26 protein-coding genes are annotated in these 24,820 nt (G+C 62.5%); 16 read left to right on the top strand and 10 right to left on the bottom strand.

The window, feature by feature from the left end; genetic code table 11:
- Positions 1-171: 171 nt before the first annotated feature.
- Positions 172-474: an accessory factor UbiK family protein gene (locus NKH80_RS19505; RefSeq protein ID WP_352508124.1), complete on the bottom strand. Its 303-nt coding sequence runs from the start codon at positions 472-474 to the stop codon at positions 172-174.
- A 130-nt stretch (positions 475-604) separates the two neighbouring features.
- Here NKH80_RS19505 and lgt point away from each other — a divergent pair, with 130 nt between their 5' ends.
- From lgt to NKH80_RS19475, 6 genes are all read left to right on the top strand, one after another.
- Complete coding sequence (lgt, locus tag NKH80_RS19500; protein ID WP_352993007.1) at positions 605-1,456, top strand: prolipoprotein diacylglyceryl transferase; 852 nt, start codon at positions 605-607, stop codon at positions 1,454-1,456.
- The gene (locus tag NKH80_RS19495) at positions 1,453-2,541 is read left to right on the top strand and encodes a class I SAM-dependent methyltransferase (protein WP_352508126.1); all 1,089 of its coding nucleotides are present in this window, start codon (positions 1,453-1,455) and stop codon (positions 2,539-2,541) included. The genes lgt and NKH80_RS19495 overlap by 4 nt, the downstream gene beginning before the upstream one ends.
- A gap of 139 nt (positions 2,542-2,680) precedes the next feature.
- Positions 2,681-3,469, top strand: a complete 789-nt coding sequence (gene pgeF / locus NKH80_RS19490) for a peptidoglycan editing factor PgeF (RefSeq protein ID WP_352881661.1) — start codon at positions 2,681-2,683, stop codon at positions 3,467-3,469.
- A complete protein-coding gene (locus NKH80_RS19485) occupies positions 3,469-4,620 on the top strand; it encodes a M24 family metallopeptidase (RefSeq protein ID WP_023678425.1) in 1,152 nt (383 codons plus the stop codon). The genes pgeF and NKH80_RS19485 overlap by 1 nt, the downstream gene beginning before the upstream one ends.
- A gap of 54 nt (positions 4,621-4,674) precedes the next feature.
- On the top strand, positions 4,675-5,295 hold the full coding sequence (locus tag NKH80_RS19480; protein WP_352881667.1) for a hypothetical protein: 621 nt from the start codon (positions 4,675-4,677) through the stop codon (positions 5,293-5,295).
- A 253-nt stretch (positions 5,296-5,548) separates the two neighbouring features.
- The gene (locus NKH80_RS19475; RefSeq protein ID WP_254819191.1) at positions 5,549-6,484 is read left to right on the top strand and encodes a ribose-phosphate pyrophosphokinase; all 936 of its coding nucleotides are present in this window, start codon (positions 5,549-5,551) and stop codon (positions 6,482-6,484) included.
- Positions 6,485-6,598: 114 nt separating this feature from the next.
- Here NKH80_RS19475 and NKH80_RS19470 read toward each other — a convergent pair whose 3' ends face one another.
- Positions 6,599-7,465, bottom strand: coding sequence for an AraC family transcriptional regulator (locus tag NKH80_RS19470; protein WP_352508131.1), 867 nt, complete (start codon positions 7,463-7,465; stop codon positions 6,599-6,601).
- A 130-nt stretch (positions 7,466-7,595) separates the two neighbouring features.
- Here NKH80_RS19470 and NKH80_RS19465 point away from each other — a divergent pair, with 130 nt between their 5' ends.
- From NKH80_RS19465 to NKH80_RS19430, 8 genes are all read left to right on the top strand, one after another.
- Positions 7,596-8,840 (top strand): MFS transporter, encoded by a 1,245-nt coding sequence (locus NKH80_RS19465; RefSeq protein ID WP_352993004.1) that lies wholly within the window; start codon positions 7,596-7,598, stop codon positions 8,838-8,840.
- 205 nt (positions 8,841-9,045) lie between these two features.
- Complete coding sequence (locus NKH80_RS19460; RefSeq protein WP_352822074.1) at positions 9,046-9,795, top strand: SDR family oxidoreductase; 750 nt, start codon at positions 9,046-9,048, stop codon at positions 9,793-9,795.
- A 385-nt stretch (positions 9,796-10,180) separates the two neighbouring features.
- Entirely contained in the window at positions 10,181-10,825 is a 645-nt protein-coding gene (locus NKH80_RS19455; protein ID WP_352993002.1) for a 50S ribosomal protein L25/general stress protein Ctc, read from the top strand.
- A gap of 23 nt (positions 10,826-10,848) precedes the next feature.
- Positions 10,849-11,574, top strand: a complete 726-nt coding sequence (gene pth, locus NKH80_RS19450; RefSeq protein WP_352822071.1) for an aminoacyl-tRNA hydrolase — start codon at positions 10,849-10,851, stop codon at positions 11,572-11,574.
- A 109-nt stretch (positions 11,575-11,683) separates the two neighbouring features.
- The gene (gene ychF, locus NKH80_RS19445) at positions 11,684-12,787 is read left to right on the top strand and encodes a redox-regulated ATPase YchF (RefSeq protein WP_352822068.1); all 1,104 of its coding nucleotides are present in this window, start codon (positions 11,684-11,686) and stop codon (positions 12,785-12,787) included.
- Between the two features lie 218 nt (positions 12,788-13,005).
- The gene (gene corA, locus NKH80_RS19440; protein WP_352477971.1) at positions 13,006-13,980 is read left to right on the top strand and encodes a magnesium/cobalt transporter CorA; all 975 of its coding nucleotides are present in this window, start codon (positions 13,006-13,008) and stop codon (positions 13,978-13,980) included.
- Between the two features lie 132 nt (positions 13,981-14,112).
- Positions 14,113-14,574, top strand: a complete 462-nt coding sequence (locus NKH80_RS19435; protein ID WP_352822065.1) for a MaoC family dehydratase — start codon at positions 14,113-14,115, stop codon at positions 14,572-14,574.
- Positions 14,571-15,041 (top strand): MaoC family dehydratase, encoded by a 471-nt coding sequence (locus tag NKH80_RS19430; RefSeq protein WP_352687887.1) that lies wholly within the window; start codon positions 14,571-14,573, stop codon positions 15,039-15,041. Before NKH80_RS19435 ends, NKH80_RS19430 begins: the two co-directional genes overlap by 4 nt.
- Positions 15,042-15,084: 43 nt before the next feature.
- On the opposite strand, the gene NKH80_RS19425 is transcribed toward NKH80_RS19430, so the two are convergent.
- From NKH80_RS19425 to petA, 4 genes are all read right to left on the bottom strand, one after another.
- Positions 15,085-15,630 carry an adenine phosphoribosyltransferase gene (locus NKH80_RS19425; RefSeq protein ID WP_254819181.1) on the bottom strand — a complete coding sequence of 182 codons (546 nt, stop codon included), beginning with the start codon at positions 15,628-15,630 and terminating at the stop codon, positions 15,085-15,087.
- A 215-nt stretch (positions 15,631-15,845) separates the two neighbouring features.
- Positions 15,846-16,718, bottom strand: coding sequence for a cytochrome c1 (locus tag NKH80_RS19420; RefSeq protein ID WP_352822062.1), 873 nt, complete (start codon positions 16,716-16,718; stop codon positions 15,846-15,848).
- A gap of 89 nt (positions 16,719-16,807) precedes the next feature.
- The gene (locus NKH80_RS19415) at positions 16,808-18,109 is read right to left on the bottom strand and encodes a cytochrome b (RefSeq protein WP_352822059.1); all 1,302 of its coding nucleotides are present in this window, start codon (positions 18,107-18,109) and stop codon (positions 16,808-16,810) included.
- 16 nt (positions 18,110-18,125) lie between these two features.
- On the bottom strand, positions 18,126-18,686 hold the full coding sequence (petA, locus tag NKH80_RS19410; RefSeq protein ID WP_352477980.1) for a ubiquinol-cytochrome c reductase iron-sulfur subunit: 561 nt from the start codon (positions 18,684-18,686) through the stop codon (positions 18,126-18,128).
- A 280-nt stretch (positions 18,687-18,966) separates the two neighbouring features.
- On the opposite strand from petA, the gene NKH80_RS19405 reads away from it, so the two are divergent.
- The gene (locus NKH80_RS19405) at positions 18,967-19,323 is read left to right on the top strand and encodes a cupin domain-containing protein (RefSeq protein ID WP_352822056.1); all 357 of its coding nucleotides are present in this window, start codon (positions 18,967-18,969) and stop codon (positions 19,321-19,323) included.
- Positions 19,324-19,350: 27 nt separating this feature from the next.
- Here NKH80_RS19405 and NKH80_RS19400 read toward each other — a convergent pair whose 3' ends face one another.
- Genes NKH80_RS19400 through NKH80_RS19385 form a run of 4 tightly spaced genes read right to left on the bottom strand, consistent with a single transcriptional unit; the run spans position 19,351 to position 24,022 of the window.
- Complete coding sequence (locus NKH80_RS19400) at positions 19,351-19,665, bottom strand: DUF6665 family protein (protein WP_023679480.1); 315 nt, start codon at positions 19,663-19,665, stop codon at positions 19,351-19,353.
- 22 nt (positions 19,666-19,687) lie between these two features.
- Positions 19,688-21,571 carry an ABC transporter ATP-binding protein gene (locus NKH80_RS19395; protein ID WP_352992997.1) on the bottom strand — a complete coding sequence of 628 codons (1,884 nt, stop codon included), beginning with the start codon at positions 21,569-21,571 and terminating at the stop codon, positions 19,688-19,690.
- Positions 21,568-23,457 (bottom strand): ABC transporter ATP-binding protein, encoded by a 1,890-nt coding sequence (locus NKH80_RS19390; protein WP_352992995.1) that lies wholly within the window; start codon positions 23,455-23,457, stop codon positions 21,568-21,570. The genes NKH80_RS19395 and NKH80_RS19390 overlap by 4 nt, the downstream gene beginning before the upstream one ends.
- 22 nt (positions 23,458-23,479) lie before the next feature.
- Positions 23,480-24,022, bottom strand: coding sequence for a hypothetical protein (locus tag NKH80_RS19385; RefSeq protein WP_352992992.1), 543 nt, complete (start codon positions 24,020-24,022; stop codon positions 23,480-23,482).
- Between the two features lie 284 nt (positions 24,023-24,306).
- Between NKH80_RS19385 and NKH80_RS19380 the strand changes: the two genes are divergently transcribed.
- Complete coding sequence (locus tag NKH80_RS19380; RefSeq protein WP_352992990.1) at positions 24,307-24,765, top strand: tRNA (cytidine(34)-2'-O)-methyltransferase; 459 nt, start codon at positions 24,307-24,309, stop codon at positions 24,763-24,765.
- Positions 24,766-24,820: the final 55 nt, after the last annotated feature.

Raw genomic sequence — 24,820 nt, 5'->3', positions numbered from 1 at the left:
CAAATTCAGTCTATTGATCGGGAGTCGCGTGACCAGCCAAATTTTTCGCACTGCGTCATTCGCATGTGGAAAGGCGATGTCACAAAGATTCACGCAGTACCGGTAAGCGATTCACGACAAAGCGCTTTTTACGATCCGGCTTTGTGGAAAAGTTTAACGATTTATTTCTGATTATTTTTTTGCACGCGGCTTTGCCGCAGCCACAGGCGCTGCTTGACCGGTCAATTCGGCAAGCCTGGCCTCGAGCGCCTCGATGCGAGCGGCGAGCCGGATGTTTTCTTCCCTGGCCTTCGCCGCCATGTCGCGAGCAGCGTCGAATTCCTCGCGCTGCACCACGTCCATGGAGTTGAGTATGCGCTCGGCCTGGCCCCTGAAGGCGGTCTCCACCTCGCGCCGCACGCCCTGCGCGGCACCGGCTGCATCGGTCATCAGCTTGGCGAATTCATCGAGAATGCGGTTCGGTCCGGTCGCCATGGCAAATCCTCGCTTGGTTGAATTGACGTAGTGGCGCACCATTCGGAATGCAAGCATATGCTTGCCTTGACCGCGCCAAAAGCCTGCCGCATGGTCCGCGCCCGAACCTGATTGGAACCCGGAGACCCTGTTGAGCGAATATTTGCTGCCGCTGGCCGCCCTGCCCTTTCCCAACATCGACCCGGTCATCGTCCGGATCGGACCACTGGCGGTGCATTGGTACGGCGTCGGCTATATCGTCGGCATTCTGTTCGCCTGGTGGTATGCCAAACGCCTCGTCACCAACCCCAAACTTTGGCCCGACGGCATCCTGCCGATGAAGCCCATCGACCTCGACGACTTCATCGTCTGGGCAGCCATCGGTGTGGTGCTCGGCGGACGCACCGGCTACGTGCTGTTCTACGACCTGCCGCGCTACATTGCCAATCCGCTCGATATCGTCGCCGTCTGGCAGGGCGGCATGTCGTTTCATGGCGGCCTACTCGGCGTCATTCTCGCCATGACGCTGTTTTCCTGGTCTCGCGGCATCCGCACATGGTCGCTGTTCGACGTGGTTGCCGCCGGCGTGCCGGTAGGGCTTGGCCTCGTTCGCCTGGCAAACTTCATCAATTCCGAACTATGGGGCCGGCCGACCGACGTGCCATGGGCATTCGAATTCCCCAATGGCGGCCCATTTGCACGCCATCCGAGCCAGATCTATGAGGCGCTGCTCGAAGGCTTGGTGCTGTTCCTGGTCCTGCGCTTCCTCACCCATTCCAGGCTCAAGCTGAAGACGCCGCGCTTAGTCGGCGGCGCCTTCATCGCCGGCTATGGCGCCTCGCGCATCTTCGTCGAATTCTTCCGCGAGCCCGACCAGCAGCTTGGCTACCTCCTTGGCACGAGCTGGCTGACCATGGGAATGGTGCTGTCACTGCCGATGGTGCTGGCCGGCATCTGGGCGATGGCTACAGCCAAGCCGGTGACAAAACCGCAGCCGGCATGACGCGGCTGAAGACCCGCATCGCCGAGCTGATCGGTGCGGTAGGACCGATCCCCATCAGCGAATACATGGCGCTCTGCCTGTTCGATCCGCAGGACGGCTATTATACGACACGCGAGCCGTTTGGCGCCGCCGGCGACTTCGTCACCGCGCCGGAGATCAGCCAGATGTTTGGCGAGCTGGTCGCCATCTGGCTCTACCAGGCGTGGCTGGCGATCGACCGGCCGACGCCGGTCGCCATCGCCGAAATCGGCCCCGGCCGCGGCACGCTGATGAGAGATATGCTGCGCACGCTTTCGCGGCTCGATCCGACGCTTACCGCCAGCGCATCGTTCGCCTTGATCGAGGCCAGTCCGCGGTTGACCGAGGTCCAGAAACGGACGCTTGCCGGGACGTCGGCCACCATCGCCTGGCATGAGGCCGTCGACACGCTGCCGCAGGGGCCGCTTCTGATTGTTGGTAACGAGCTGTTTGACGCCGTGCCCATCCGCCAGTTCGTCCGCGCTGGAGCCGGCTGGAGCGAACGGATGATCGGTCTCGACGACGCGAACCGGCTGCGCTTTTTCGTCGGCGCCGGCTCGCTTGACCCGATGCTGCTGCCGGAGGGTGCCGAGAATGCGACGCAAGGTGCCATCGTCGAGGTGGCGCCAGCCCGCGCCGCCCTGATGGCGGCCATCGCCGGGCGACTTGCCGGATTTGGCGGAGCCGGCCTGTTTCTCGACTACGGTCATCTCCAGCCCGGGATCGGCGACACCTTGCAGGCCTTGCGCAAGCACGGTCATGAGGACGTGCTGGCCAATCCGGGGCAGGCCGATCTCACAGCCCATGTCGATTTCGCTCCCCTCGCGGCAACCGTTCGGGCACACGGCCTCGATGCCCACCTCTCAACGCAAGGTGAATTCCTGCTCAAGATGGGGCTTCTCGAACGGGCTGGCCGGCTCGGCGCCAACGCCGATGAGGCAGCTCGCGAAAAGATCGCGGCCGACGTCGAGCGCCTCGCCGGCCCGCAGGCCATGGGCGAACTCTTCAAGGTGCTTGCCGTCCTCCCTGCCGGCATTGCCGTTCCGCCGTTTCCAAGCACGGATTGACTTTTCGCTGCCGCCTCTCTCACTCTCCCGTCTCCGACTAGCGCCCGACATCAACTTCGCCAGCCTTCAACCGACCAGCCTTCAACTGCGCCCCTTCAACTCGCTTGACGAAATCGCCCATACGGACAACAAAGCCGCCATGCTGAATCAGACCAAACCGGATCCCGTTCGGTCGCCCTTGCTGGAAACGGCGCAAGGCATCCGCCACGGCTACTTCACGCGAGTCGGCGGCATTTCCAGCGGCATCTACCGGGGCCTCAACATCGGGGCCGGTTCGAACGATGACCAGACGCTGGTGCGCGAAAATCGCCGCCGGGTCGCCGAATGGATGGGCGTGCCCGCAAACCATCTGCTGACCGCTCACCAGGTTCATTCGCCGGACGTCGTCATTGCCAGGGAGCCTTTTGCCGGCGAGCGGCCCAAGGCCGACGCCATTGTCACCGACCGGCCGGGCATTGCCGTCGGTGCCTCGACCGCCGACTGCGGACCGGTCCTCTTCGCCGACGCCGAGGCGCGCATTATCGGCGCCGCCCATGCCGGCTGGAAAGGCGCTTTCACCGGAGTGCTGGAAAACACCATCGCGGCAATGGAAAGCCTCGGCGCCCGGCGCGACTGCATCGTCGCAGTGCTCGGTCCTTCGATCGGCCCACGGAATTACGAAGTCGGACCGGAATTCGTCGCCCGTTTCGTCGACGCCGATACCGGCAATGCTCGCTATTTCGCGCCTTCAGCAAATGCCGGACACGCGATGTTCGATCTCAACCGCTACACGGTCGACCGGCTGACCAAGGCTGGCGTCAACGCCGAAGGACTTGGCCGCTGCACCTATGCCGAGGAAGAGCTTTTCTACTCCTATCGGCGCAGCACGCATCGCAACGAGCCCGACTACGGGCGGCAGGTTTCGGCAATCGTTTTGGAGGCTGACTGATGGCGCTGCATTTCGAACGCTCGGAATTCGACGCGCGGCGCGATCGACTAATGATCGAGATCGCCGAAAAGAAGCTCGACGCCGTCCTGCTGTTTGCCCAGGAAAGCATGTATTGGCTAACCGGCTACGATACCTTCGGCTTCTGCTTTTTCCAGTGCCTGGTGGTCAAGGCCGACGGCTCGATGGTGCTGCTGACGCGTTCGGCCGACTTGCGCCAGGCGCGCCACACCTCGATCATCGACAACATCGTTTTGTGGACGGACCGCAACGGCGCCAATCCGGCGGTAGACCTGCGCAACCTGCTCAACGAACTCGACCTGCTCGGTGCCCGCATCGGCGTCGAATACGACACCCACGGCCTGACCGCCTATAATGGCCGGCGCCTCGACGAGCAGTTGCAGACCTTCGGGCAGATCGCGGATGCCTCCGGCATTGTCAGCCGGCTACGGCTGTTCAAGAGCCCGGCAGAAATCGCCAAGGCGGAAAAAGCCGCAAATCTGGCCGACGACGCGCTGGACGCAGCACTGCCGCTGATCAAGCAGGGCGGCGATGAGGCGCTGATCCTCGCCGCCATGCAAGGTGCCATCTTTGCCGGCGGCGGCGATTATCCGGCCAACGAGTTCATCATCGGCTCCGGCGTCGACGCCCTGCTTTGCCGCTACAAAGCCGGCCGCCGCAAGCTCACCAAGAACGACCAGCTGACGCTCGAATGGGCCGGTGTCTTCCACCACTACCATGCGGCAATGATGCGCACGGTGTTGACCGGCAAGGTATCGAAACGCCACCAGGAATTGTTCGATGCCGCCCGCGCCGCGCTACTTGCAGTCGAGAAGGCGATGACGCCCGGTAATACGTTCGGCGACGTGTTCGACGCCCATGCCCGCACCCTCGAAGCCCACAATTTGACCAAGCACCGGCTTAATGCCTGCGGCTATTCGCTCGGCGCCCGCTTCACCCCGTCCTGGATGGATATGCCGATGTTCTATCAGGGTAATCCCGAACCGATTGCGCCGAACATGACGCTGTTCGCCCATATGATCATCATGGACTCCGAAACCGAAACCGCGATGACGCTTGGCCGCACCTATCTGACGACCGAATCCCAGCCGAAGCCGCTGTCCCGCCATGATCTCGACTTGATCGTGCAGTGAATCCATAATGCAAAGAGTGTGAGGGGCGTTCATCGCCAAGGAGTTTTCAGGCTAATGAGACGATCGCATGTGACGACCGTGTCATTGCTCGTGGCGCTGGCGCTGGCGGCCTGCACCAATGCGAAGGACGTTCTCGAACCGTCGGCCATTGCCCCGCAATCGACGCAATCGCTCTCCGGAGCCGGAAGTGCCGCAACGCCCCCCGCAACTCCGGCTCGGCCTGCCGGCACCGCGCAAACTGCAGATACAGCGCAGCCTTCGGCTGCAGTAGCCGTGCCGCCCGCCAAAAGCGCGGCTGCCATTGCGCGGACCCGGCTGCAGGTGGCGCCGATCGTCGGCGCCTCGGTAGAAGCCGCGACACCGCTGACCACCGAGCTTCAGACACGCGCCAGGCAGCGCGGCATCACCTTGGCCGGCAGCACCGACCAGACCCCAACGCATGTGCTCAAGGGCTATTTCTCGACCATGACGGAAGGCAAGGACACCACCGTCATCTACGTCTGGGACATCTATGACCCGGCCGGCAACCGGCTGCATCGCATCAACGGCCAGCAGAAGGCGCCCTCTGTTGGCGGCGGCGAAGGCTGGGCGGCGGTCGCCCCGGCGACCATGCAGGCAATTGCCGACCAGACAATCGACCAGTTCGCCACCTGGCTTGGCGGCGGCGCCGGCTGACCTGGAGCATGATTTCCGAAAATGGAATCCGGTTTTCGGAAGAGATCATGCTCAGACTGAAAGATAGAGCTATCCCCGATTCCGTCGGCATCGCAGTGGACCTATCGCCGCATCGTCAAGCCGTAAGCGTTTATTGAGATTAGCCGGCGGATTCCCATTCACGACGCTTGCAATACCGGCGCGGGCCGCTAAAAGCCCGACTAAGAGGCTGGAGTGCTATCGGAGTCTCTCAATCCTTCGCCAGGAACGGTGCATGAAGCTCTTCGCGGGCAATTCCAACAGGGTGCTGGCCGAATCAGTCGCCCGCTACCTCAACATTCCGCTGGGCAAGGCCAGCGTCAGGCGCTTCGCCGACCAGGAAATCTTCGTCGAGATCCAGGAGAATGTGCGTGGCGAGGACGTCTTCATCCTGCAGTCCACCTCGTTCCCGACCAACGATCATCTGATGGAACTGCTCATCATGATCGACGCCTTCATGCGCTCTTCGGCCAAGCGCATCACTGCGGTTATTCCTTATTTCGGCTATGCCAGGCAGGATCGCCGTGCCTCGGGCCGCACACCGATCTCGGCCAAACTGGTCGCCAACATGATCACGAGGGCGGGCGTCGACCGGGTGCTGACCCTGGATCTCCATGCCGGCCAGATTCAAGGCTTCTTCGACATCCCGACCGACAATCTGTTTTCCGTGCCGGTCATGGCCCGCGACGTAAAGGCGAAATACAAGCAGCTTGCCAATGTCATGGTGGTTTCGCCGGATGTCGGCGGCGTGGTCCGCGCCCGCGCGCTCGCCAAGCGCATCGATGCCCAGCTCGCCATCGTCGACAAGCGCCGCGAGCGCCCCGGCGAATCGGAAGTCATGAACGTCATCGGTGACGTGCGCGGCAAGGATTGCCTCTTGATCGACGACATCATCGATTCGGGCGGAACACTGTGCAATGCAGCCGATGCGCTGCTTGCCGACGGCGCCACCAGCGTCACCGCCTATACTACCCATGGCGTTTTGTCCGGGGGCGCCATCGCCCGCATCGGCGCCTCGAAACTGCAGGAACTGGTCATCACCGATTCCATCCAGCCGACCCAGGCAGTGCTCGACGCCGCCAATATCCGCGTCATCTCCATCGCCGAACTGATGGGCGAAGCGATCTCACGCACGGCGACCGAGGAATCGGTGTCGAGCCTGTTCGATTAATGCATGTCCGCGCAAAACTGTGCAGCGGTTTTGCGATAACGACATGCATGAAAACAAGAATCCAAAGCGCGTCGCATGAGGCCGGTCGAACGCTACGCGCTTCAGGGCTGCGACTCAGGCCGAGCCGGACCGCTTATTCGCCGCACCTTCGCCAGCATCACGGGCGCCCCGCATGTAACCGCGTGGCGAGGCTCCCAGCATGCGCTTGAACATGGTGATGAACGCCGGCACGCTGTCATAGCCGAGATCGAGCGCCACCCTTGTGATCGGCTCGCCGTCGGCCAGCCGTGGCAGCGCCGCGAACAGGCAGGCCTGCTGACGCCAGGTCGACAGCGACAATCCCGTCTGGCGGTGGAACGCGCGGGTGAAAGAGCGGCGACTCATGCCAACGATAGCGGCCCATTGGTCGATCGTCGCATGCGGTGACGGTGCCGAGACGAAGCGCCGGCACAGCGTCGCCAGCCTTGCATCGGACGGGAACGGCAGGCCGAGCGGCCGTTCCGGCAGGTTCGGGATTTCGTGCAGCAGGAGCTTCATGATCAGTCCGCCCCGGCCCTCCAGCTCGGCGCCCTGCGGCAGCTTTTCCGATTCCACGATCAGGCTGTGCATCAGGTCGGTGATGCCCACGACACGCAACCCGTCCGGTAGGCCGGGAATGGCCTCCGGCATCACATAGACGGACCGCATGCTGACGTCGCCCAGCATCTCGACGGAATGTTCGGTGCCGGCGGGGATCCACATCGCGTGGTCCGGAGGCACCATCCAGCGCCCATGCCGCGTCGTTACCAGCACGACCCCGACCAGCGCGTGCAGCAACTGGCTGCGGCTGTGATGGTGCCGTGGCACATGGTAGCCGTCCGGATATTCGGTCGGCAGCGCCACTGCCGGCCCTACGGCCTGCTCCAGCCATTGCCAGCGACGCTCATGCAGCAGCCCGAGATCAGCGTCGCCCGCCTTGAACATTTCCTTGCCATGCGGCATCAGCTATGGCCCACTTGCGAAACTATTGGACCAAACCACGAAAGAAGTCGCGTGACAAGCGACGTATAAGGCAGGCGGCCCCATAAGACCGCGTGCGGAAGTGCCCGCCAAAAAGACCACGGAGCATGCCTTGACAGATACCACAGCAATCGCCGAGGGCGAGCCGGCAGCGGCCGGCCACATCTCAGCTCAGGCGACGGCCTTCACCGTCATCCTGGCGGTGAGCTTCTGTCATTGCATCAACGACATCATGCAGTCGCTGCTGTCGGCGATCTATCCGCTGCTGAAGGCCAATTACGGTCTCGATTTCTGGCAGATCGGCCTCTTGACTTTCACTTTCCAGGTGACGGCATCCTTGCTGCAGCCGGTGATCGGCACGATCACCGACAAGCGGCCGATGCCTTATTCGCTGCCCTACGGCATGGCCTCCTCGTTGATCGGACTGGTCGTGCTGGCCTACCCCGGACACTATTTCCTGCTCCTCATCGGCGCCTCGCTGATCGGTATCGGCTCGGCGATCTTCCATCCGGAATCCTCGCGCATCGCCCGCTTCGCCTCCGGCGGCCGGTTCGGTCTTGCGCAGTCGCTGTTCCAGGTCGGCGGCAATTTCGGCCAGGCTATGGGGCCGCTGCTGGCAGCCTTCATCGTCGTGCCCTTCGGCCAGACCAGCATCGCCTGGTTCGCCGGCGGCTCGCTGATCGGCATCATCGTGCTGTGGCAGGTCGGCGGCTGGTACAGCCGGCTGCGTGCCGCGCAGGGCGCCCGCAAGGCGGCAAGCTTCGTCTCGCCCTTCCCGCGCCGCAAGGTGATGGGAGCGCTGCTGGTGCTGACGCTGCTGGTACTGACCAAGAACGCCTATATTTCCAGCCTTGCCAGCTACTACACCTTCTATTCCATTCATAAGTTCGGTGTTTCGGTGCAGATGTCGCAAGTCATGCTGTTCCTGTTCCTCGGCGCCTCTGCCCTGGGCATCCTGCTCGGCGGCCCGTTCGGCGACCGCTACGGGCAGAAGGCGATGATCTGGTTCTCGATCGTCGGCGTGCTGCCCTTCACGCTGGCCCTGCCCTACGCCAATTTCGAGTGGACGATGGTTCTCACCGTGCTGATCGGCCTGATCCTGTCCTCGGCCTTCTCGAACATCGTCGTCTTCGCCCAGGAACTGGTGCCCGGCCGCGTCGGCATGATCGCCGGCATCTTCTTCGGCTTCGCCTTCGGCATGGGCGGCATCGCCGCCGCCGTGCTTGGCGTCGTCGCCGACCTGAAAGGCATCGATTTCGTCTTCCAGGTCTGCTCGTATTTGCCGCTGCTCGGGCTACTGACGGTCCTCCTGCCTAACATGAAGGCAGCGACGAAGCTGGAGGCGGCGGCCAGCTAAACGTCAGTTCATCTTTCGGAATTGATAGGAGGGCGTGGCAGTTGCCGCGCCCTTGATGATTCTTTCACCATACGCCGGGTGAAAAGCCTGTTAGAGAGGGTCACCCCTGAAGGCAAAATTGTGGTCAGCAACGCTTCCAAGTTGAACATATCGGGCTTACCCCTGATGCTGCGCAGCGCTCCGCGCCAGGAAAGGCAATTCGCTTATGTCCAGACTAAAAGGCAAGGCCGCATTGATTACCGGCGGCACCAGCGGCATCGGCCTAGTGACGGCACAACGTTTCATCGAGGAAGGTGCGCGCGTCGCTATCACCGGAACCAATGCGAGCCGTCTCGAGGAGGCGCGCACCACCCTCGGCAGTGACGTACTTGTCATTGCCGCTGACGCCGGAGATGCCGCTGCCCAGAACGACATAGCGCGGCGGATCGAGGAAACCTTCGGCAAGCTCGACATTCTCTTCCTCAATGCCGGTATCGCCGACCTGCGCCCGCTTGGCGACTGGACCGAGGCCGCGTTTAACAGGAGCATCGATGTCGACCTCAAGGGGCCCTACTTCCTGGTCAAGGCGCTCGTTCCGCTGTTTTCGAACCCGTCGTCGATCATCCTCAGCGGCTCGGTCAACGCACATATGGGAATGGCTGGAACGCACGTCTATGCGCTGGCCAAGGCCGGCATGATTTCGCTCGCCCGGACGCTCTCGGGCGAACTGATAGAACGGGGTATTCGCGCCAATGTGATCAGCCCGGGTCCGATCGACACGCCGCTAAACGACAAACTTGGGCTGGCCCCCGAAGCGGCGAAGGCGCGCGCGAAAGCTGTGGTCGGCCTAGTGCCTGCCCGTCGTTTCGGAACCGCCGAGGAAATTGCCAATGCAGTGGTTTTTCTTGCTTCGGACGAATGCCCGTTCATGGTCGGAGCGGAAATGCTGATCGATGGCGGCTTGAGCATCGCCTGACATCGGCACGACGTGACAAAAAAAGACACTCGCCAGAAGGCAGTTTTTTGTCACGTTCTTAAAGGCCTGAAGAAGGCCAGCAGGTCGGCGCTGATGACACCGGCATGGGTGATCGCCATGCCATGGGAAACCCTTGTAGACCTGCCTGCCATGACCTTGCCTGCCATGACTTGCACCCTTTCCCGCCTTCGGCTATAGAGCCGCCACCCGCGTAGACACCCTTGGAGGCAACGCGGCGGAAGGCTGCCTTCCCTTGTGATCCCGAACAAAGGTCCGCTTGCTTATGCGGCTGCCGCTTTCGGATATGCAGGCCCGGCGGCTTTCGACGTTTACGGCCCAGCCACGCTGGCCGCGAACGCTCCAGAACAACGCGAAAGGAAATGCCATGAGCCACGATACTTACGAGCTCAAGGCCGAAGCGCGCGAACAGGTCGGTAAGGGGTCCGCCCGTGCAGTTCGCCGCAACGGTAAAGTGCCTGCAGTGATTTACGGCGACAAGCAGCCTCCCCTGGCGATTGCGCTGACCTATAAGGACGTCTATTACAAGATCCATGGCGGCGGGTTTCTGACCACGGTCGCCACGATCGATGTCGACGGCAACAAGATCCAGGTTTTGCCCAAGGATTTTCAGCTCGACCCGGTCAAGGATTTTCCGGTCCACGTCGATTTCCTGCGCATCGGCAAGGACACCGAAGTCAATGTCGACGTGCCCGTGCACTTCATCAATGAAGACAAGTCGCCCGGCATCAAGCGCGGCGGCGTGCTCAACATCGTGCGCCACGAGGTCGAGTTCCATTGCCCGGCCAATGCGATCCCGGATTTCATCACCATCGATCTCACCGGCACCGATATCGGCGATTCCATCCACATTTCGGCCGTCACCTTGCCGGCCGGCGTCAAGCCGGTGATCTCCGACCGCGACTTCACCATCGCGACCATTGCCGGCTCCTCGGCGATGAAGCCGGAGGCAGCGGAAGAGACGACTGAAGCGGCTGCGCCCGAAGCGGCTCCTGCCGCCGAAGAGAAGTAACCCCTTCCCGCCCGGAGGCGACGATGCTTGTCTTTACGGGCCTCGGCAATCCGGGCGCGAAATACGCCAACAACCGGCACAATGTCGGCTTCATGGCGGCGGACGCGATTGCCCGCCGCCATTCTTTTTCGCCCTGGTCGAAGAAATTCCAGGGTCTGATCGCCGAAGGCATGCTTGCCGGCGAAAAGGTGATCCTGATCAAGCCGCAGACCTTCATGAACCTGTCCGGCCAGTCGGTCGGCGAAGCCTTGCGCTTCTATAAGCTCGGCCCTTCGGCGCTGACTGTCTTTTATGACGAGATCGACCTTGCTGCCGGCAAGGTGCGTGTCAAGGTCGGTGGCGGTTCCGGCGGCCACAACGGTATCCGCTCGCTCGACCAGCACGTCGGCAAGGATTTTCGCCGTGTGCGCATCGGCGTCGGCCACCCCGGCGTCAAGGAAATGGTGCATGGCCATGTGCTCGGCGATTTCGCCAAGGCCGACCGCGAATGGCTGGACGTGCTGCTCGACGCAATCGCCGACGGTGCCGGATTGCTTGCCGAGGGCGACGACAATTCCTTCATGAACCGCGTGACGCTGGCCTTGCGCGACAAGCTCACGCCGACGGGCGACGACGACCGCCCGCCGCCCAAGGCGCCAAAGGCACAAAGCCACGTCCGCCAGGCGCGGCCGCAGCAGCCGGCGGCCAAGCTGCCCGAAACCGGCCCGATGGCGGCCATGCTGAAGAAGCTTTTTGGCGGCAAGGACTGAGCCATGGCGCCGTCAGCGCCGCGGGCATGAGTGCTCAGGGCTTGACGATCATCGGCGCTTTCGCCCATAGCCCTGATCAAATTCGATTTCCCGATAGGACCAGACAAAAATGGGTTTCAAATGCGGCATCGTTGGCTTGCCCAATGTCGGCAAGTCGACGCTCTTCAATGCGTTGACCAGAACGGCGGCGGCACAGGCCGCCAATTATCCGTTCTGCACCATCGAACCGAACACCGGCGAGGTGGCGGTGCCCGACCCGCGCCTGCAGAAGATCGCCGCGATCGGCAAGTCGAAGGAGATCATCCCGACCCGCATCTCGTTCGTCGACATTGCCGGCCTGGTGCGTGGCGCCTCGAAAGGCGAAGGGCTTGGCAACCAATTCCTCGCCAACATCCGTGAGGTCGACGCCATCGTCCATGTGTTGCGCTGCTTCGAGGATGACGACATTACCCATGTCGAGGGCCGCATCGATCCTGTCGCCGATGCCGAGACCGTCGAGACCGAATTGATGCTTGCCGATCTCGACAGCCTCGAGCGCCGCATCGTGCAGATCCGCAAGCGTGCCGCCGGCAAGGACAAGGAAGCAGCGACCGTACTTCCGATGATGGAAGCGGCGCTCGAACTGCTGCAGGCCGGCAAGCCCGCCCGCATCCTGCTCAACGGCATCTCGGGTGAGGATCTGCGCATCCTGCAGGGGCTGAATCTCTTGACCTCACACCCGGTGCTTTACGTCTGCAACGTCGCGGAAGCCGACGCCGCCACCGGCAACGCGCATACCAGGGCGGTCGAGAAGATGGCCGCCGCGCAAGGTGCCCGCACTGTCGTGATCTCAGCGGCGATCGAGGCCGAAGTCGCCCAGCTCTCGGACGAAGAGGAAATGGAATTCCTGGCAACGCTCGGCCTGGACGAACCCGGCCTGAACAAGGTGATCCGCGCCGGCTACGAGCTTTTGCAGCTCATCACCTATTTCACCGTCGGCCCCAAGGAGACGCGCGCCTGGACCGTGCACAAGGGTGCCAAGGCGCCGCAAGCGGCAGGCGTCATCCACACCGATTTCGAGCGCGGCTTCATCCGCGCCCAGACCATCGCCTATGACGACTTCGTCAGGCTGGGCGGCGAAGTAGCGGCCAAGGAGGCCGGCAAGGCGCGCGACGAAGGCAAGGAGTATGTCGTCCAGGACGGCGACATCATGCTGTTCAAATTCAACACCTGACCCGGCGAGACCCGCCCGGCCTCCACAATGGCTGTTGCTCGGTCACAACGTCATAACAGGCATCGCGGCGGCGTCTTGCCGCTGCTTGACGGCACGTCACGCCCGGTCTAAGGGGCCTCTGCGCTGGTCTCGAGCCTCACATGGCCATGTCAGTGCGATCTGAGTGACGCGCCCCTTCCGAACGAAACCCTCTTTAGCAACAGCAAGGGAGACCGGCGATGATCAAGGCCTTCGTCGTCGACAATGATCGCCTGCGCCTTGTCGACGATCTCCTGCAAAACAGCGATGCTGTCGTCTGGGTCGACCTTCTCAGCCCGACAAAGGAAGAAGAGACCACGATCGAGACCTGGCTCGGCATTGCCGTTCCGACCCGGGAAGAGATGGAGGAGATCGAGATCTCGAGCCGTCTCTACGTCGAGGACGGCGCCTACTTCATGACCGCCATTCTGCCGGCTCAGACCGAACTGGATGATCCCTTGATGTCGCCGGTCACCTTCGTGCTCGCCGGCAGTAGGCTGATCACCGTGCGTTACCACGAGCCGAAGGCGTTCAAGACCTTTCCGCTGCGTGCCGAGAAGGTGGCGACCGGCTGCACCAGCGGCGACACCATCCTGATTGGCCTGCTGGAGGCGATCGTCGACCGCCTCGCCGACATTCTGGAGCGCGCCGGCCGCGACGTCGAGGCGATCTCGCGCGACATCTTCGAGGCACGCTCGACCAAGGTTTCCAAGCGCAACCGTGACTTCCAGGAACTGTTGAAAGGCATTGGCCGCAAGGAGGACCTCGCCTCCTCAGTCCGCGACAGCCTGATCTCGCTGCAGCGCCTTGCCGGCTTCCTCGCCCATGCCTCCACTCAGACCAAGATGAGCAAGGATACCCGCGCCCGCATCAAAACGTTGTCGCGCGACGTGCTGTCGCTTGCCGACCACGCCACCTTCCTGTCGCAGAAGATCAGCTTCCTGCTCGACGCGACGCTGGGCATGATCTCGATCGAGCAGAACGCCATCATCAAGATCTTCTCCGTCGCCGCTGTCATCTTCCTGCCGCCGACGCTTGTCGCTTCAATCTACGGCATGAATTTCGACATCATCCCTGAGCTCAAATGGCACTTTGGCTATCCCTTCGCCATCGGCATGATGGTGCTTTCGGCAATCCTGCCCTTCTGGTATTTCCGCCGTCGCGGCTGGCTATAGGGTCGTCAATGCGCGCTACGGCTTGGGCACAGCAGGCTGGCGCACCAGAAATTGCTTGACCAAATGCCGCCCTGCCTGCATCCGGGAGCCGACGCGTAGCGATTGTACAATCCTGAACAGGATTTCCAGACCATGACCACAAAGACCTGGGCTTATGAGGATTTTGTCGAGGGCGCTTCGCTCGACCTCGGCACCAAGCTGGTAAGCGCCGCCGAAATCATAGAATTCGCCGACGAGTTCGATGCCCAGCTGATGCATCTCGACGAGGCCGCGGGCAAGGCCAGCATCCTCGGCGGGCTGGCGGCTTCGGGCTGGCACACCTGCGCCATGTTCATGCGCATGCTGTGCGATGCCTTCCTGCTCGACTCGACCTCCCAGGGCGCGCCAGGCGTCGACCAGGTCAAATGGAAACGGCCGGTCCTGGCCGGTGACCTGTTGAGCGGCAGCACCACCGTCCTTGCCAAGCGACTGTCCAGATCGAAGCCCCGCCTTGGCCTGGTGACCATGCGCAGCGAGTTGTTCAACCAGCGCGGCGAAGGTGTTTTCGAGCTCGAAAACACCGTCATGTTCCTCACCCGCGAGGGCAGTGCGTGAGCCTCGACGAATTCTTCTGCATCGGTATCACCGTCACGCTCGGTTCACATCGATTCGAACCGGAGGCGATCAAGGCGTTCGCCCGCAAATACGACCCGCAGATATTCCATGTCGACGAAGAGGCGGCGAGGAACAGCATATTCGGCGGGCTCTGCGCCTCGGGCTGGCACACCGCCGCCACCTGGATGAAATTGAACCTCCAGGCTGGCATGGAGGCAGAGGTCGCCCGCTGGCCCGGCCCCGGGCCGGTGCCGGAATTCGGTCCCTCGCCCGGCTTCAAGAATCTCAAATGGCCCAAACCTGTCTATGCCGGGGAAACCGTGACTTTCACCCGCACCGCGCTGGCCCATCGCCCCATCGCCTCGCGACCGGGCTGGCGGCTGCTGACGCTCCGCTCGGAGGCCTTCGATTCGACCGGCGACAAGGTCATCGAATTCGAAAGTGCCGTGCTGGTGAAGGTGGAGTGAGCGGAGTTCTTCCCCTCTCCCACAGGAAAGAAGGAAGAAACGCTCAATGCCCCTCAAACCCGATCAGCGTCCTCACCGGTACGCCGAGCGCCTCTAACCTCTCTCGGCCGCCAAGGTCCGGCAGGTCGATGACGAAGCAGGCGGCGAGGATATCGGCGCCGATCTGCCGCAATAGCTTGACGGCCGCCTCGGCCGTGCCGCCGGTGGCGATCAAATCGTCGACGAGGATTACCTTCTCGCCTGGAGAAACACCGTCCTTGTGCATCTCCATCTCGTCCAGCCCGTATTCCAGGCTGTAGGCGACCCGCACTGTCTCGTAAGGCAGCTTGCCTTTTTTACGGATCGGCACGAAGCCGGCCGAGAGCTGGTGGGCGATGGCGCCGCCGAGGATGAAGCCGCGCGCCTCGATGCCGGCGATCTTGTCGATCTTCAGGCCGGCATAGGGATGCACCAGTTCGTCGATGGCGCGGCGGAAGGCCCGCGCATTGCCGAGCAGCGTGGTGATGTCGCGAAACAGGATGCCCGGCTTGGGATAATCCGGAATGGTGCGGATCGCGGCAAGCAGCGTCTCTTCGAGCGAGGATTTCATCGAGCGGCTCTCCGGGCTATTCAGATTCGGCTGAAAGGCGTGAAAGGAATGGGCCAATCGTAACCCGGCGCCGCCAAGTCCGGCTACCGCCATGTGATGCCTGACGGAAAATTGTCCGGCAAAGGGCCTTGCTCAGCGTCGGCTACGATCAATCGACATGCCTGCAATGAAAAGGGCGCCTTTCGACGCCCTCGCATTCTCGTATATCGCAGGGCTCAGTGCGCCACGCCGGCCCACACCTTGCGCTTGGTCAGGTAGACCAGCGCACCGAACAGCAGCAGGAAGACCAGCACGCGAAAGCCGGTCTTCTTGCGGTCCTCGAGGTGCGGCTCGGCCGCCCACATCAGAAAGGCCGACACGTCGCGCGAATACTGGTCGACCGTCTGCGGCGCGCCGTCATCATAGGTAACCTGGCCGTCGGAGAGCGGCTTCGGCATCTTCAGCGACACGCCGGACAGGAAGTACGGATTGTAGTGCGTGCCTTCCGGTATGACCATGCCAGCCGGCGGCTGCTGGTCGTAGCCGGTCAGCAGCGAGTGGATGTAGTCGGGGCCGCCCTGCGCATATTGCGTAAAGATGTCGAACACGAAGCGCGGGAAGCCGCGCTCGACGCCGCGCGCCTTGGCCAGCAGCGACATGTCGGGCGGTGCTGCGCCGCCATTTGCCGCCGCCGCCGCTTCGACATTGGCGAATGGCGCCGGGAAATGGTCGGACGGCTTGCCGGGACGGTCGAACATGTCGCCGGCATCGTTCGGGCCGTCATGGATCGTATATTCGGCCGCCAGCGTCTTGATCTGCGCATCCGAATAGCCAAGGCCTTCCAGCGTACGGAACGCCACCAAATTCATCGAATGGCAGGCCGAGCAGACTTCCTTGTAGACCTTCAGTCCGCGCTGCAGCTGGGCCTTGTCGTAGGTGCCGAATGGCCCGGCGAAGCTCCAGTCCATTTCCTTCGGTTCGTGTATCGGGAAATGCGTCGGCGCCGCCTCATTGTGCGCCTCTTCCTGGGCGCTGGCTCCAGTGCTTGCGGCACCCATGCCCGCGGCCACAAGGCCAAGCAGCGCCAGCGAGGAGAGAATCTTTTTCATGCCAATTCCCCTTGAGATTCTCTGACGCGCTGTCATCGTCTCGAGCATGACCTTGTCCGAGTACCGGTTTCCACTTTTCGGGATCATGCTCAGCCCTTGGTTTCCGGCGCGGTCGTGGCACCGGCCGGATGTCCGCCGCCGCCCTTGTTCTTCTCGAGCACCGCCTCGGTAATCGAATTCGGCAGCCGCCGCGGCTTTTCGATCAGCCCGAGCACCGGCAGCGCTACCAGGAAGAAGGCGAAATAGAACAGCGTCGCCATCTGCGCCATGAATACATAGCTGCCCTCGGCCGGCTGCGAGCCCAGCCAGCCGAGCAGGATGGCGTCGGCCACGAACAGCCAGAAGAACAGCTTGTACCAGGGCCGGTAGACTGCCGAGCGCACCTTCGAGGTGTCGAGCCACGGCACCAGGAACAGCATGACAATCGCGCCGAACATGCAGAGCACGCCCCCGAGCTTGGAGTTGATAGGCCCGATATTGAAGGTGATGGCGCGCAGGATCGCGTAGAACGGCAGGAAGTACCATTCCGGCACGATGTGGGCCGGCGTCTTCAGCGGGTTGGCCACGGTGTAATTGTCGGGATGGCCGAGATAATTCGGCAGGTAGAACACGAAATAGGCGAAGGCGAACAGGAACACGATCATGCCGAACCCGTCCTTTATGGTCGCGTAAGGCGTGAAGGCGAGCGTGTCGGTCTTCGATTTGACCTCGATGCCGGTCGGATTGTTCTGGCCGACGACGTGAAGCGCCCAGATGTGCAGCACGACGACGCCGGCAATCATGAACGGCAAAAGGTAGTGCAGCGCAAAGAAGCGGTTCAGCGTCGGATTGTCGACCGCGAAGCCACCGAGGAGAAGCTGCTGGATCCAGTCGCCGACCAGCGGAATGGCGGTGAAGAAGCCGGTGATGACGGTGGCGCCCCAGAAGCTCATCTGGCCCCAGGGCAGCACATAGCCCATGAACCCGGTCGCCATCATCAGCAGGTAGATGATGCAGCCGAGGATCCACAGCAGCTCACGCGGCGCCTTGTAGGAGCCGTAGTAGAGGCCACGGAAAATATGGATGTAGACGGCGACGAAGAAGAACGACGCGCCGTTGGAATGGAGATAGCGCAGCAGCCAGCCCGAATTCACGTCGCGCATGATCTTCTCGACTGAATCGAAGGCGAGAGTGCTGTCGGCTGCATAGTGCATGGCCAGCACGATACCGGTCAGGATCTGCGCCGCCAGCATAAGCGCAAGGATGCCGCCGAAGGTCCAGGCATAGTTCAGGTTGCGCGGCACCGGATAGGCGATGAAGCTGTCATAGACCAGCCGCGGCAGCGGCATGCGCGAATCGAACCAGCGTCCGATGCCGGACTTGGGCGTATAGGTCGAGTGTCCCTCGCTCATGGAAATATCCCCTGCCTCAGCCGATACGGATCTTGGTGTCAGAAACGAATTGGAACACCGGTACCGCCATGTTCTCCGGCGCCGGCCCCTTCCGGATGCGGCCGGCGGTATCGTATACGGAACCGTGGCATGGGCAGAACCAGCCGCCGAAATCGCCTTCCTGGCCGAGCGGGATGCAGCCGAGATGGGTGCAGACCTGGACCATCACCATCCAGGCTTCCTTGCCCGGCGTGGTTCGATTGGCGTCGGTTGCCGGCGCATCGGCCGGCAGGTTGGCATTGCGGGCGATTGGGTCCTTGAGTTCGGCGAGATTGACCGCCTCGGCGTCCTTCATCTCTTTTTCGGTGCGGTTGCGTACGACCACCGGCTTGCCGCGCCACTTCACGACGAGCGACATTCCTGGCGTCAGCGACGAGACGTCGACCTCGACCGAGGCAAGCGCCAGCGTCGAGGCATCCGGACGCATCTGGTCGATGAACGGCCAAGCAACGGCGCCCGCGCCGACCACCGCGGCCATGCCGGTGGCGACGTAGAGAAAATCACGACGGTTGGGATCCTGGGTGTCGGTTGCGCTCACGGGTGCCTGATCCTTTCGCCTCTTCCGTGCCGGCGGCCGAGCTTGTTCCCCGCTCAATCGCGCCGGCCCGACAGCGCATGGCGAACAGGCTAGCGAATTCCTCCGGCATTTGGGACTTGGGTTTATGCGTGAAGCCTGTTTTTGTCCAGACGGGCGAAGGCACAAGGGCAGATTGTCGCGGGGACATAGTTTGCCCAGCTGAACGATTGGAAAACAGCAGCAAAACCAAACGGCTGCGTTCACCTCGACAGCGGACGCTCGCCCGGTTTATCCTCGCCCCATGGCGCATGTCATCGACCGCGACAAATGGGCCAAAGCGCCCGACCAGTTGCCCGACCACTGGCAAGGCGAGTTGCAATGCGGGCCTTACGGCTCCAACAGTTGCCTGATCTTTAACTACCTGCCGGAGACCGGCGGCGGCCCGAGGCTGCACAGCCATCCCTATTGCGAGATTTTCATCATCCGAACCGGGACCGGTCTGTTCACCGTCGGCGACCGGCAGATCGAGGCCACAGCCGGCCAGATCCTGGTCGTACCGCCGAACACGCCGCACAAATTCACCAATCTCGGGCCAGGCCCGCTGGAAACCACCGACATACACGAGAACGGCAGCTTCATCACCGAGTGGCTGGAATAACACTTTCCAAACCAGTTCCGGTTCGGATCATGCGCTGGCGCCGAGCCTGGCCAGCACGGCCTTGGGAATATTGTATTCCCGGATCACCGCGTCGTGCTTGCGCAGGCCGCAGAGTTCACGCTGGATGAAATACCCGTGCACTGCTTCGGCTGCATCCCTGAGCAGCCGGGCACGGTCGACACTGTCGCAATTCTCGCGCAGCCTCGTCAATGTTTCCTCGACGCGCCGGCCGGCGCGGCCGAGCGCGGCCGCCTTCTCGCCGAGGATTTCATGGCCAAGCAGGTCCAACGCGCTCTCCTGCGCGCCGGACCGTCCGAAATTCGATGGCATTCTCACCGCCATGGTCTACTCCGGTTTTTAGAAACTACTCCGCCGGCCGGGTCTCGGCCAGCGCGCTCTCCTCGTTGAACAGGAAGCCGCCGGACTGCCGCTTCCACAGCCTGGCATAGAGCCCGTCGAGCCCGACCAGCTCGTCATGCGTGCCTTGCTCGACGATGCGGCCCTCGTCGAGCACCACAAGCCGGTCGAGTGCCGCAATGGTCGACAGCCGATGCGCGATGGCGATGACCGTCTTGCCTTCCATCAGCCTTGCCAGATTTTCCTGGATCGCCGCCTCGATGTCGGAATCGAGCGCCGAGGTCGCTTCGTCGAGCACCAGGATCGGTGCATCCTTGAGGAAGACGCGGGCGATCGCCACGCGCTGGCGCTGGCCGCCGGAGAGCTTGACGCCGCGCTCGCCGACATAGGCCTCGTAGCCGATACGATCGCGATTGTCGCGCAGACCGAGGATGAACTCGTGCGCCTCGGCCTTCTTCGCTGCCGCGACCACCTCGGCGTCGGTCGCTTCCGGCATGCCGAGCTTGATGTTGTCGCGCAGCGAGCGGTGGAAAAGTGCCGTATCCTGGCTGACGACGCCGATATTGGCGCGCAGCGAATTCTGCGTGACCGTGGAGACGTCCTGCCCGTCAATGGTGATCTTGCCGCTCTCGAGGTCGTAGAGGCGCAGGATCAGATTGACCAAGGTTGTCTTGCCGGCGCCGGACGGGCCGACCAGGCCGACCTTTTCGCCCGGCCGCACGACGAGGTCGATGCCGTTGAGCACGCCGGACCCCTTGCCGTAGTGGAACTCGACATTGCTGACATCGATGCGCCCGCCGCCGACGACAAGCTCTTTCGCGTCCGGCGCATCGGTCAGGCCGAGCGGCTGTGAGATCAGCGCCTTGGAGTTCTCCAGCACGCCGAGGTTACGCAAGATGCCGTTGAGCTGCATCATCAGCCGGCCGAGCAGCATGTTCAGCCGCAGCACCAAAGACAGCGTGAAGGCCACGGCGCCGACTGTGATCGAACCCTCGACCCAGAGATAAACGGCAAAGCAGGCGATCGCCGTGATCATGATGCCCGACAGCATCGTCAGCGCCATGCGCACGCCTGTCAGCCGGCGGGTGAACGGGCGCAGCGCGTCGAGATAGATGTCGAAGCCGTTCCTGATGTAATGGTCGTCGCCATCGGCCGAGAACAGTTTCAGCGTCTGCACGTTCGAATAGGAATCGACAAGGCGGCCGGTGATCATCGAGCCGGCTTCGGCGGTGGCTTCGGCATGTTTGCGGATTGCCGGCAAATAGCGCCTGGCCAGCAAGCCGAAGGCGGTAATCCAGATCACCACCAGCACCGCCAGCCGTAGATCGAGCCCGGCGACCAGCGCCAGCGTCGTCACCGTATAGACGACCATGAACCAGACGACCTCGATGAAGCTTTCCATCAGATCGCCGGTCGCCTGTCCCGCCTGCCAGACCTTGGTCGCGATACGCCCGGCAAAGTCGTTCTGGAAGAAGGCGTAGGATTGGCGCGAGACATGGCGATGCGCCTGCCAGCGCACCAGATTATAGAAACCCGGCGTGATCGTCTGCTCGTCGACCAGCGCCGACAGACCGACGACAATGGTGCGGATGACCAGCACCACCGCGATCATGAAGACAAGTTCCGGGCCGGCGGCAGTCCACAGCGCGTGCCAGCTGCGTTCGCCGGGAAGCTGGTCGAGGATGTCGACCAGCCGCCCGACGAAATAGAACAGTCCGGCTTCGACCAGCGGCGCGATGCCGCCGATCACCAGCATGGCGAAGAAGGCGATCTTCGCCTGCCCGACGTAATGCCAGAGGAAACCCCTGACGCCGGCAGGTGGCCGAAGGTCCGCGGGCTCCCGGAATGGATAGACCCAGTTCTCGAACCAGCGGTACATGGCAGTCATCATTCGGCGGCTTCACCCTTGGCGATTGCATCGTTGGCGGCCGCATCGTTGGCAGAAGGCGCGTCGTCGAGCAGGAATCCGCCCGACTGACGGTGCCAGAGCTGGGCGTAGAGCCCGCCTTTGGCAACGAGTTCCTCATGCGAACCTTCCTCGATGACTCGGCCCTTGTCCATGACCACGAGCCGGTCCATGGCCGCGATCGTCGACAGCCGGTGCGCAATGGCGATGACGGTCTTGCCTTGCATCAGTTTGTAGAGATTCTCCTGGATGGCCGCCTCGGCCTCGGAATCGAGGGCGGAGGTCGCCTCGTCGAGAATGAGGATCGGCGCGTCCTTCAGCATGACACGGGCTATGGCGATGCGTTGCCGCTGGCCGCCGGACAATTTGACGCCGCGATCGCCGACATGCGCGTCGAAACCCTTGCGGCCGTTCGAATCCGACAAGCCGGCAATGAAATCCAGCGCCTCGGCGCGCCGCGCCGCCTCGAGCAGCATCTCGTTGCTGGCGTCCGGCCGGCCATAGAGGATGTTCTCGCGTACCGAGCGATGCAGCAGCGAGGTGTCCTGCGTGACCATGCCGATCTGGGCCCGCAGCGAGTCCTGCGTCACTGCCGCAATGTCCTGGCCGTCGATCAGGACCTTGCCGCTTTCGAGGTCGTAGAAGCGCAACAGAAGATTGACCAGCGTCGACTTGCCGGCACCCGATCGACCGACGATGCCGACCTTCTCGCCCGGCTTCACCGTCAGCGACAAGCTTTCGATCACACCCTTCTGCTTGCCGTAGTGGAAGCGGATGTCCTCAAAACGGATCTCGCCCTTGGTCACGGCAATATCCTTGGCGCCAGGCCGGTCTTCGACGAGGCGCGGCAGCGAGATCGAGGCGATGCCGTCCTGCACCGTGCCGATATTCTCGAACAGCGTGGACATCTCCCACATGATCCATTGCGACATGCCCCAGAGCCGCAGCACGAGGCCGATGACCAGGGCGACAGCGCCGATCGTCACGGCTTGGCCGAGCCACAGCCATAGCGAGATTGAGGCGACCGAAAACAACAGCAGCGAATTCAGGACATAGAGCAGGCCGTAGAGTTGCGTCACCAACCGCATCGATCGGTAAACGGTGTCGAGAAAGCCGGCCATACCGTCCTTGGCGAAGGATGCCTCGCGCCGCGCATGCGAGAACAGCTTGACCGTCTGAATATTGGAGTAGCTGTCGACGACACGGCCAGTCATGGTCGAGCGCGCATTGGCCTGCTCCTCGCCGACCTTGCCCAGTCGCGGGATGAAATAGCGCAACAGCAGGACATAGCCGGCAAGCCAGACGGCAAGCGGCGCAGCCAGCCGCCAGTCTGCCGAGCCGACAATGAACAGCATGCCGAGAAAATAGACGACGATATAATTGAGCACATCGATGAGCTTGATCACGCACTCGCGCACGGCGAGCGCTGTCTGCATCAGCTTGGTCGCGATGCGCCCGGCAAACTCGTCCTGATAGAAGCTCATCGACTGCTTGAGCAGGTAACGATGCACCTGCCAGCGGATACGCATCGGATAATTACCCATCAGCGTCTGCTGGTTGAGCAGCGAATGGAACCAGACCGTTGCCGGCAGCGCGAAAACCACGATGAAGGCCATGCCGGCCAGCTTCAAGCCTTCGGTCTGCAGGAACGTCTCGCGATTCTGTCCGGACAGCCAGTCGACGATCCGGCCCATGAAGCCGAACATCCACACCTCGGCAAGGGCGATGGCTGTCACCAGTACCGCATCGAGAGCGATGTAGGGCCATGCGCCGCGCGTGTAATGCACGCAGAAGGCGATCAGTGTCCGCGGCGGCTCGACCGGCTCCTTGGCAGGGAACGGATCGAGCCTTTTTTCAAACCAGCTAAACATAGTGATGCTCACAATTTCCCGCTCACGCGGCACGCGAACGGACGAGGTGCCCAGACCGCATGGCGTCAAGGACCGGCGATACGGTATCGTCCGCCTCGCCGGCCCTGCTTCGCGCTATATAGGTTGTCGCGGGCCTTTCGCCGACAGTCTCGCTTGACGATGCTGACGACGTTTTGACAATCCGGATTTTCGCGCCGGTTTTTGCACCAGGCCGGATCAGCCTGATGATCCGGCGCACCAGCGACGGCCGGCTATAGTCCGGAACGGCGCGCGAGAAATCGACGTCCGGCAGCATGCCGCGATGCGGACGCCGGCGGGTCTCGGCGTGAACCGCCGACGAGTAGGTCTCGCCGATCAAAAGTGCCCAGGTCGCAGTCTTGCGCTCGTGCAGGCTTCTTGAGCCGGGTATTCTACAGGGATCGAACATCGGTCCGTCCTCCACTTGAAGATGCAGATAGAAGGGTGAGCCAACCCAGGCCGCGGGCATGCGCGGTGCGGCAAAGGTGACATCGCTCGAATTGTGTTCAGGCGGGGCGTTCAGCCCCTTGCACAGCTTGAAAAACATCGCAGGATTCCTTCAAAGGCCGAAAAAGGTTTCGGCGGGAATCGGTGCGATCAGAAGTCTAGAAGGTTAGGAGAATCGTCGTACCGAAACCGCCGTCGGGCTGGTAAGCCCACGAGAGAGGTGGTGGATGTGCATGGCCATCATGAATTACCCCTCCATCGGTTCGGGTTGACAATGCTGGCCGTATAACCGACTTCGCAGAAAATGACCACCCGCCAGTCCAGGAATTTCCAAAACCGCGAGAGCTCTGTGGCTGATCTGCCACTTATTAGAAAGACGCGGAAATGAACGACCGTCTCCGCATTGCGCTCTACCAGCCTGATATCGCCGGCAACACCGGGACAATCCTGCGCTTCGCCGCTTGCCTCGGTCTCGGCGTCGACATCATCGAACCGGCGGGCTTCCCGCTCGGTGACCGGGCGCTGAAACGGGCCGGCATGGACTACCTCGAAATGGCGGCGCTCACCCGGCATGTCGACTGGCACGCCTTCGAGGACTGGCGCAAGCTTGCCAAGCGGCGGCTGGTGCTGCTGTCGACCAAAGCAGCTGCCGCCTACACGGATTTCGCCTTTGCCGGCGACGACATTCTCCTGTTCGGCCGCGAATCCGCAGGCGTGCCGGATGCCGTCCACGAGGCGGCGGATGCGTGCCTGACCATCCCGATGCAGCCCGGAGCGCGCAGCATCAACGTCGCGCTTTCCGTTGCGATGGTGGCGGGCGAGGCGATCCGGCAGCTTCGCTAGGACGTGAACGCGATCGCCGGCCGCAGCGACCAAGGCATCGTCCTCACGCAACACT

The sequence above is a fragment of the Mesorhizobium sp. M0904 genome (assembly GCF_040319475.1).
Taxonomy (GTDB): Bacteria; Pseudomonadota; Alphaproteobacteria; order Rhizobiales; family Rhizobiaceae; genus Mesorhizobium.
This window is presented reverse-complemented; position numbering and strand designations above follow the sequence as displayed.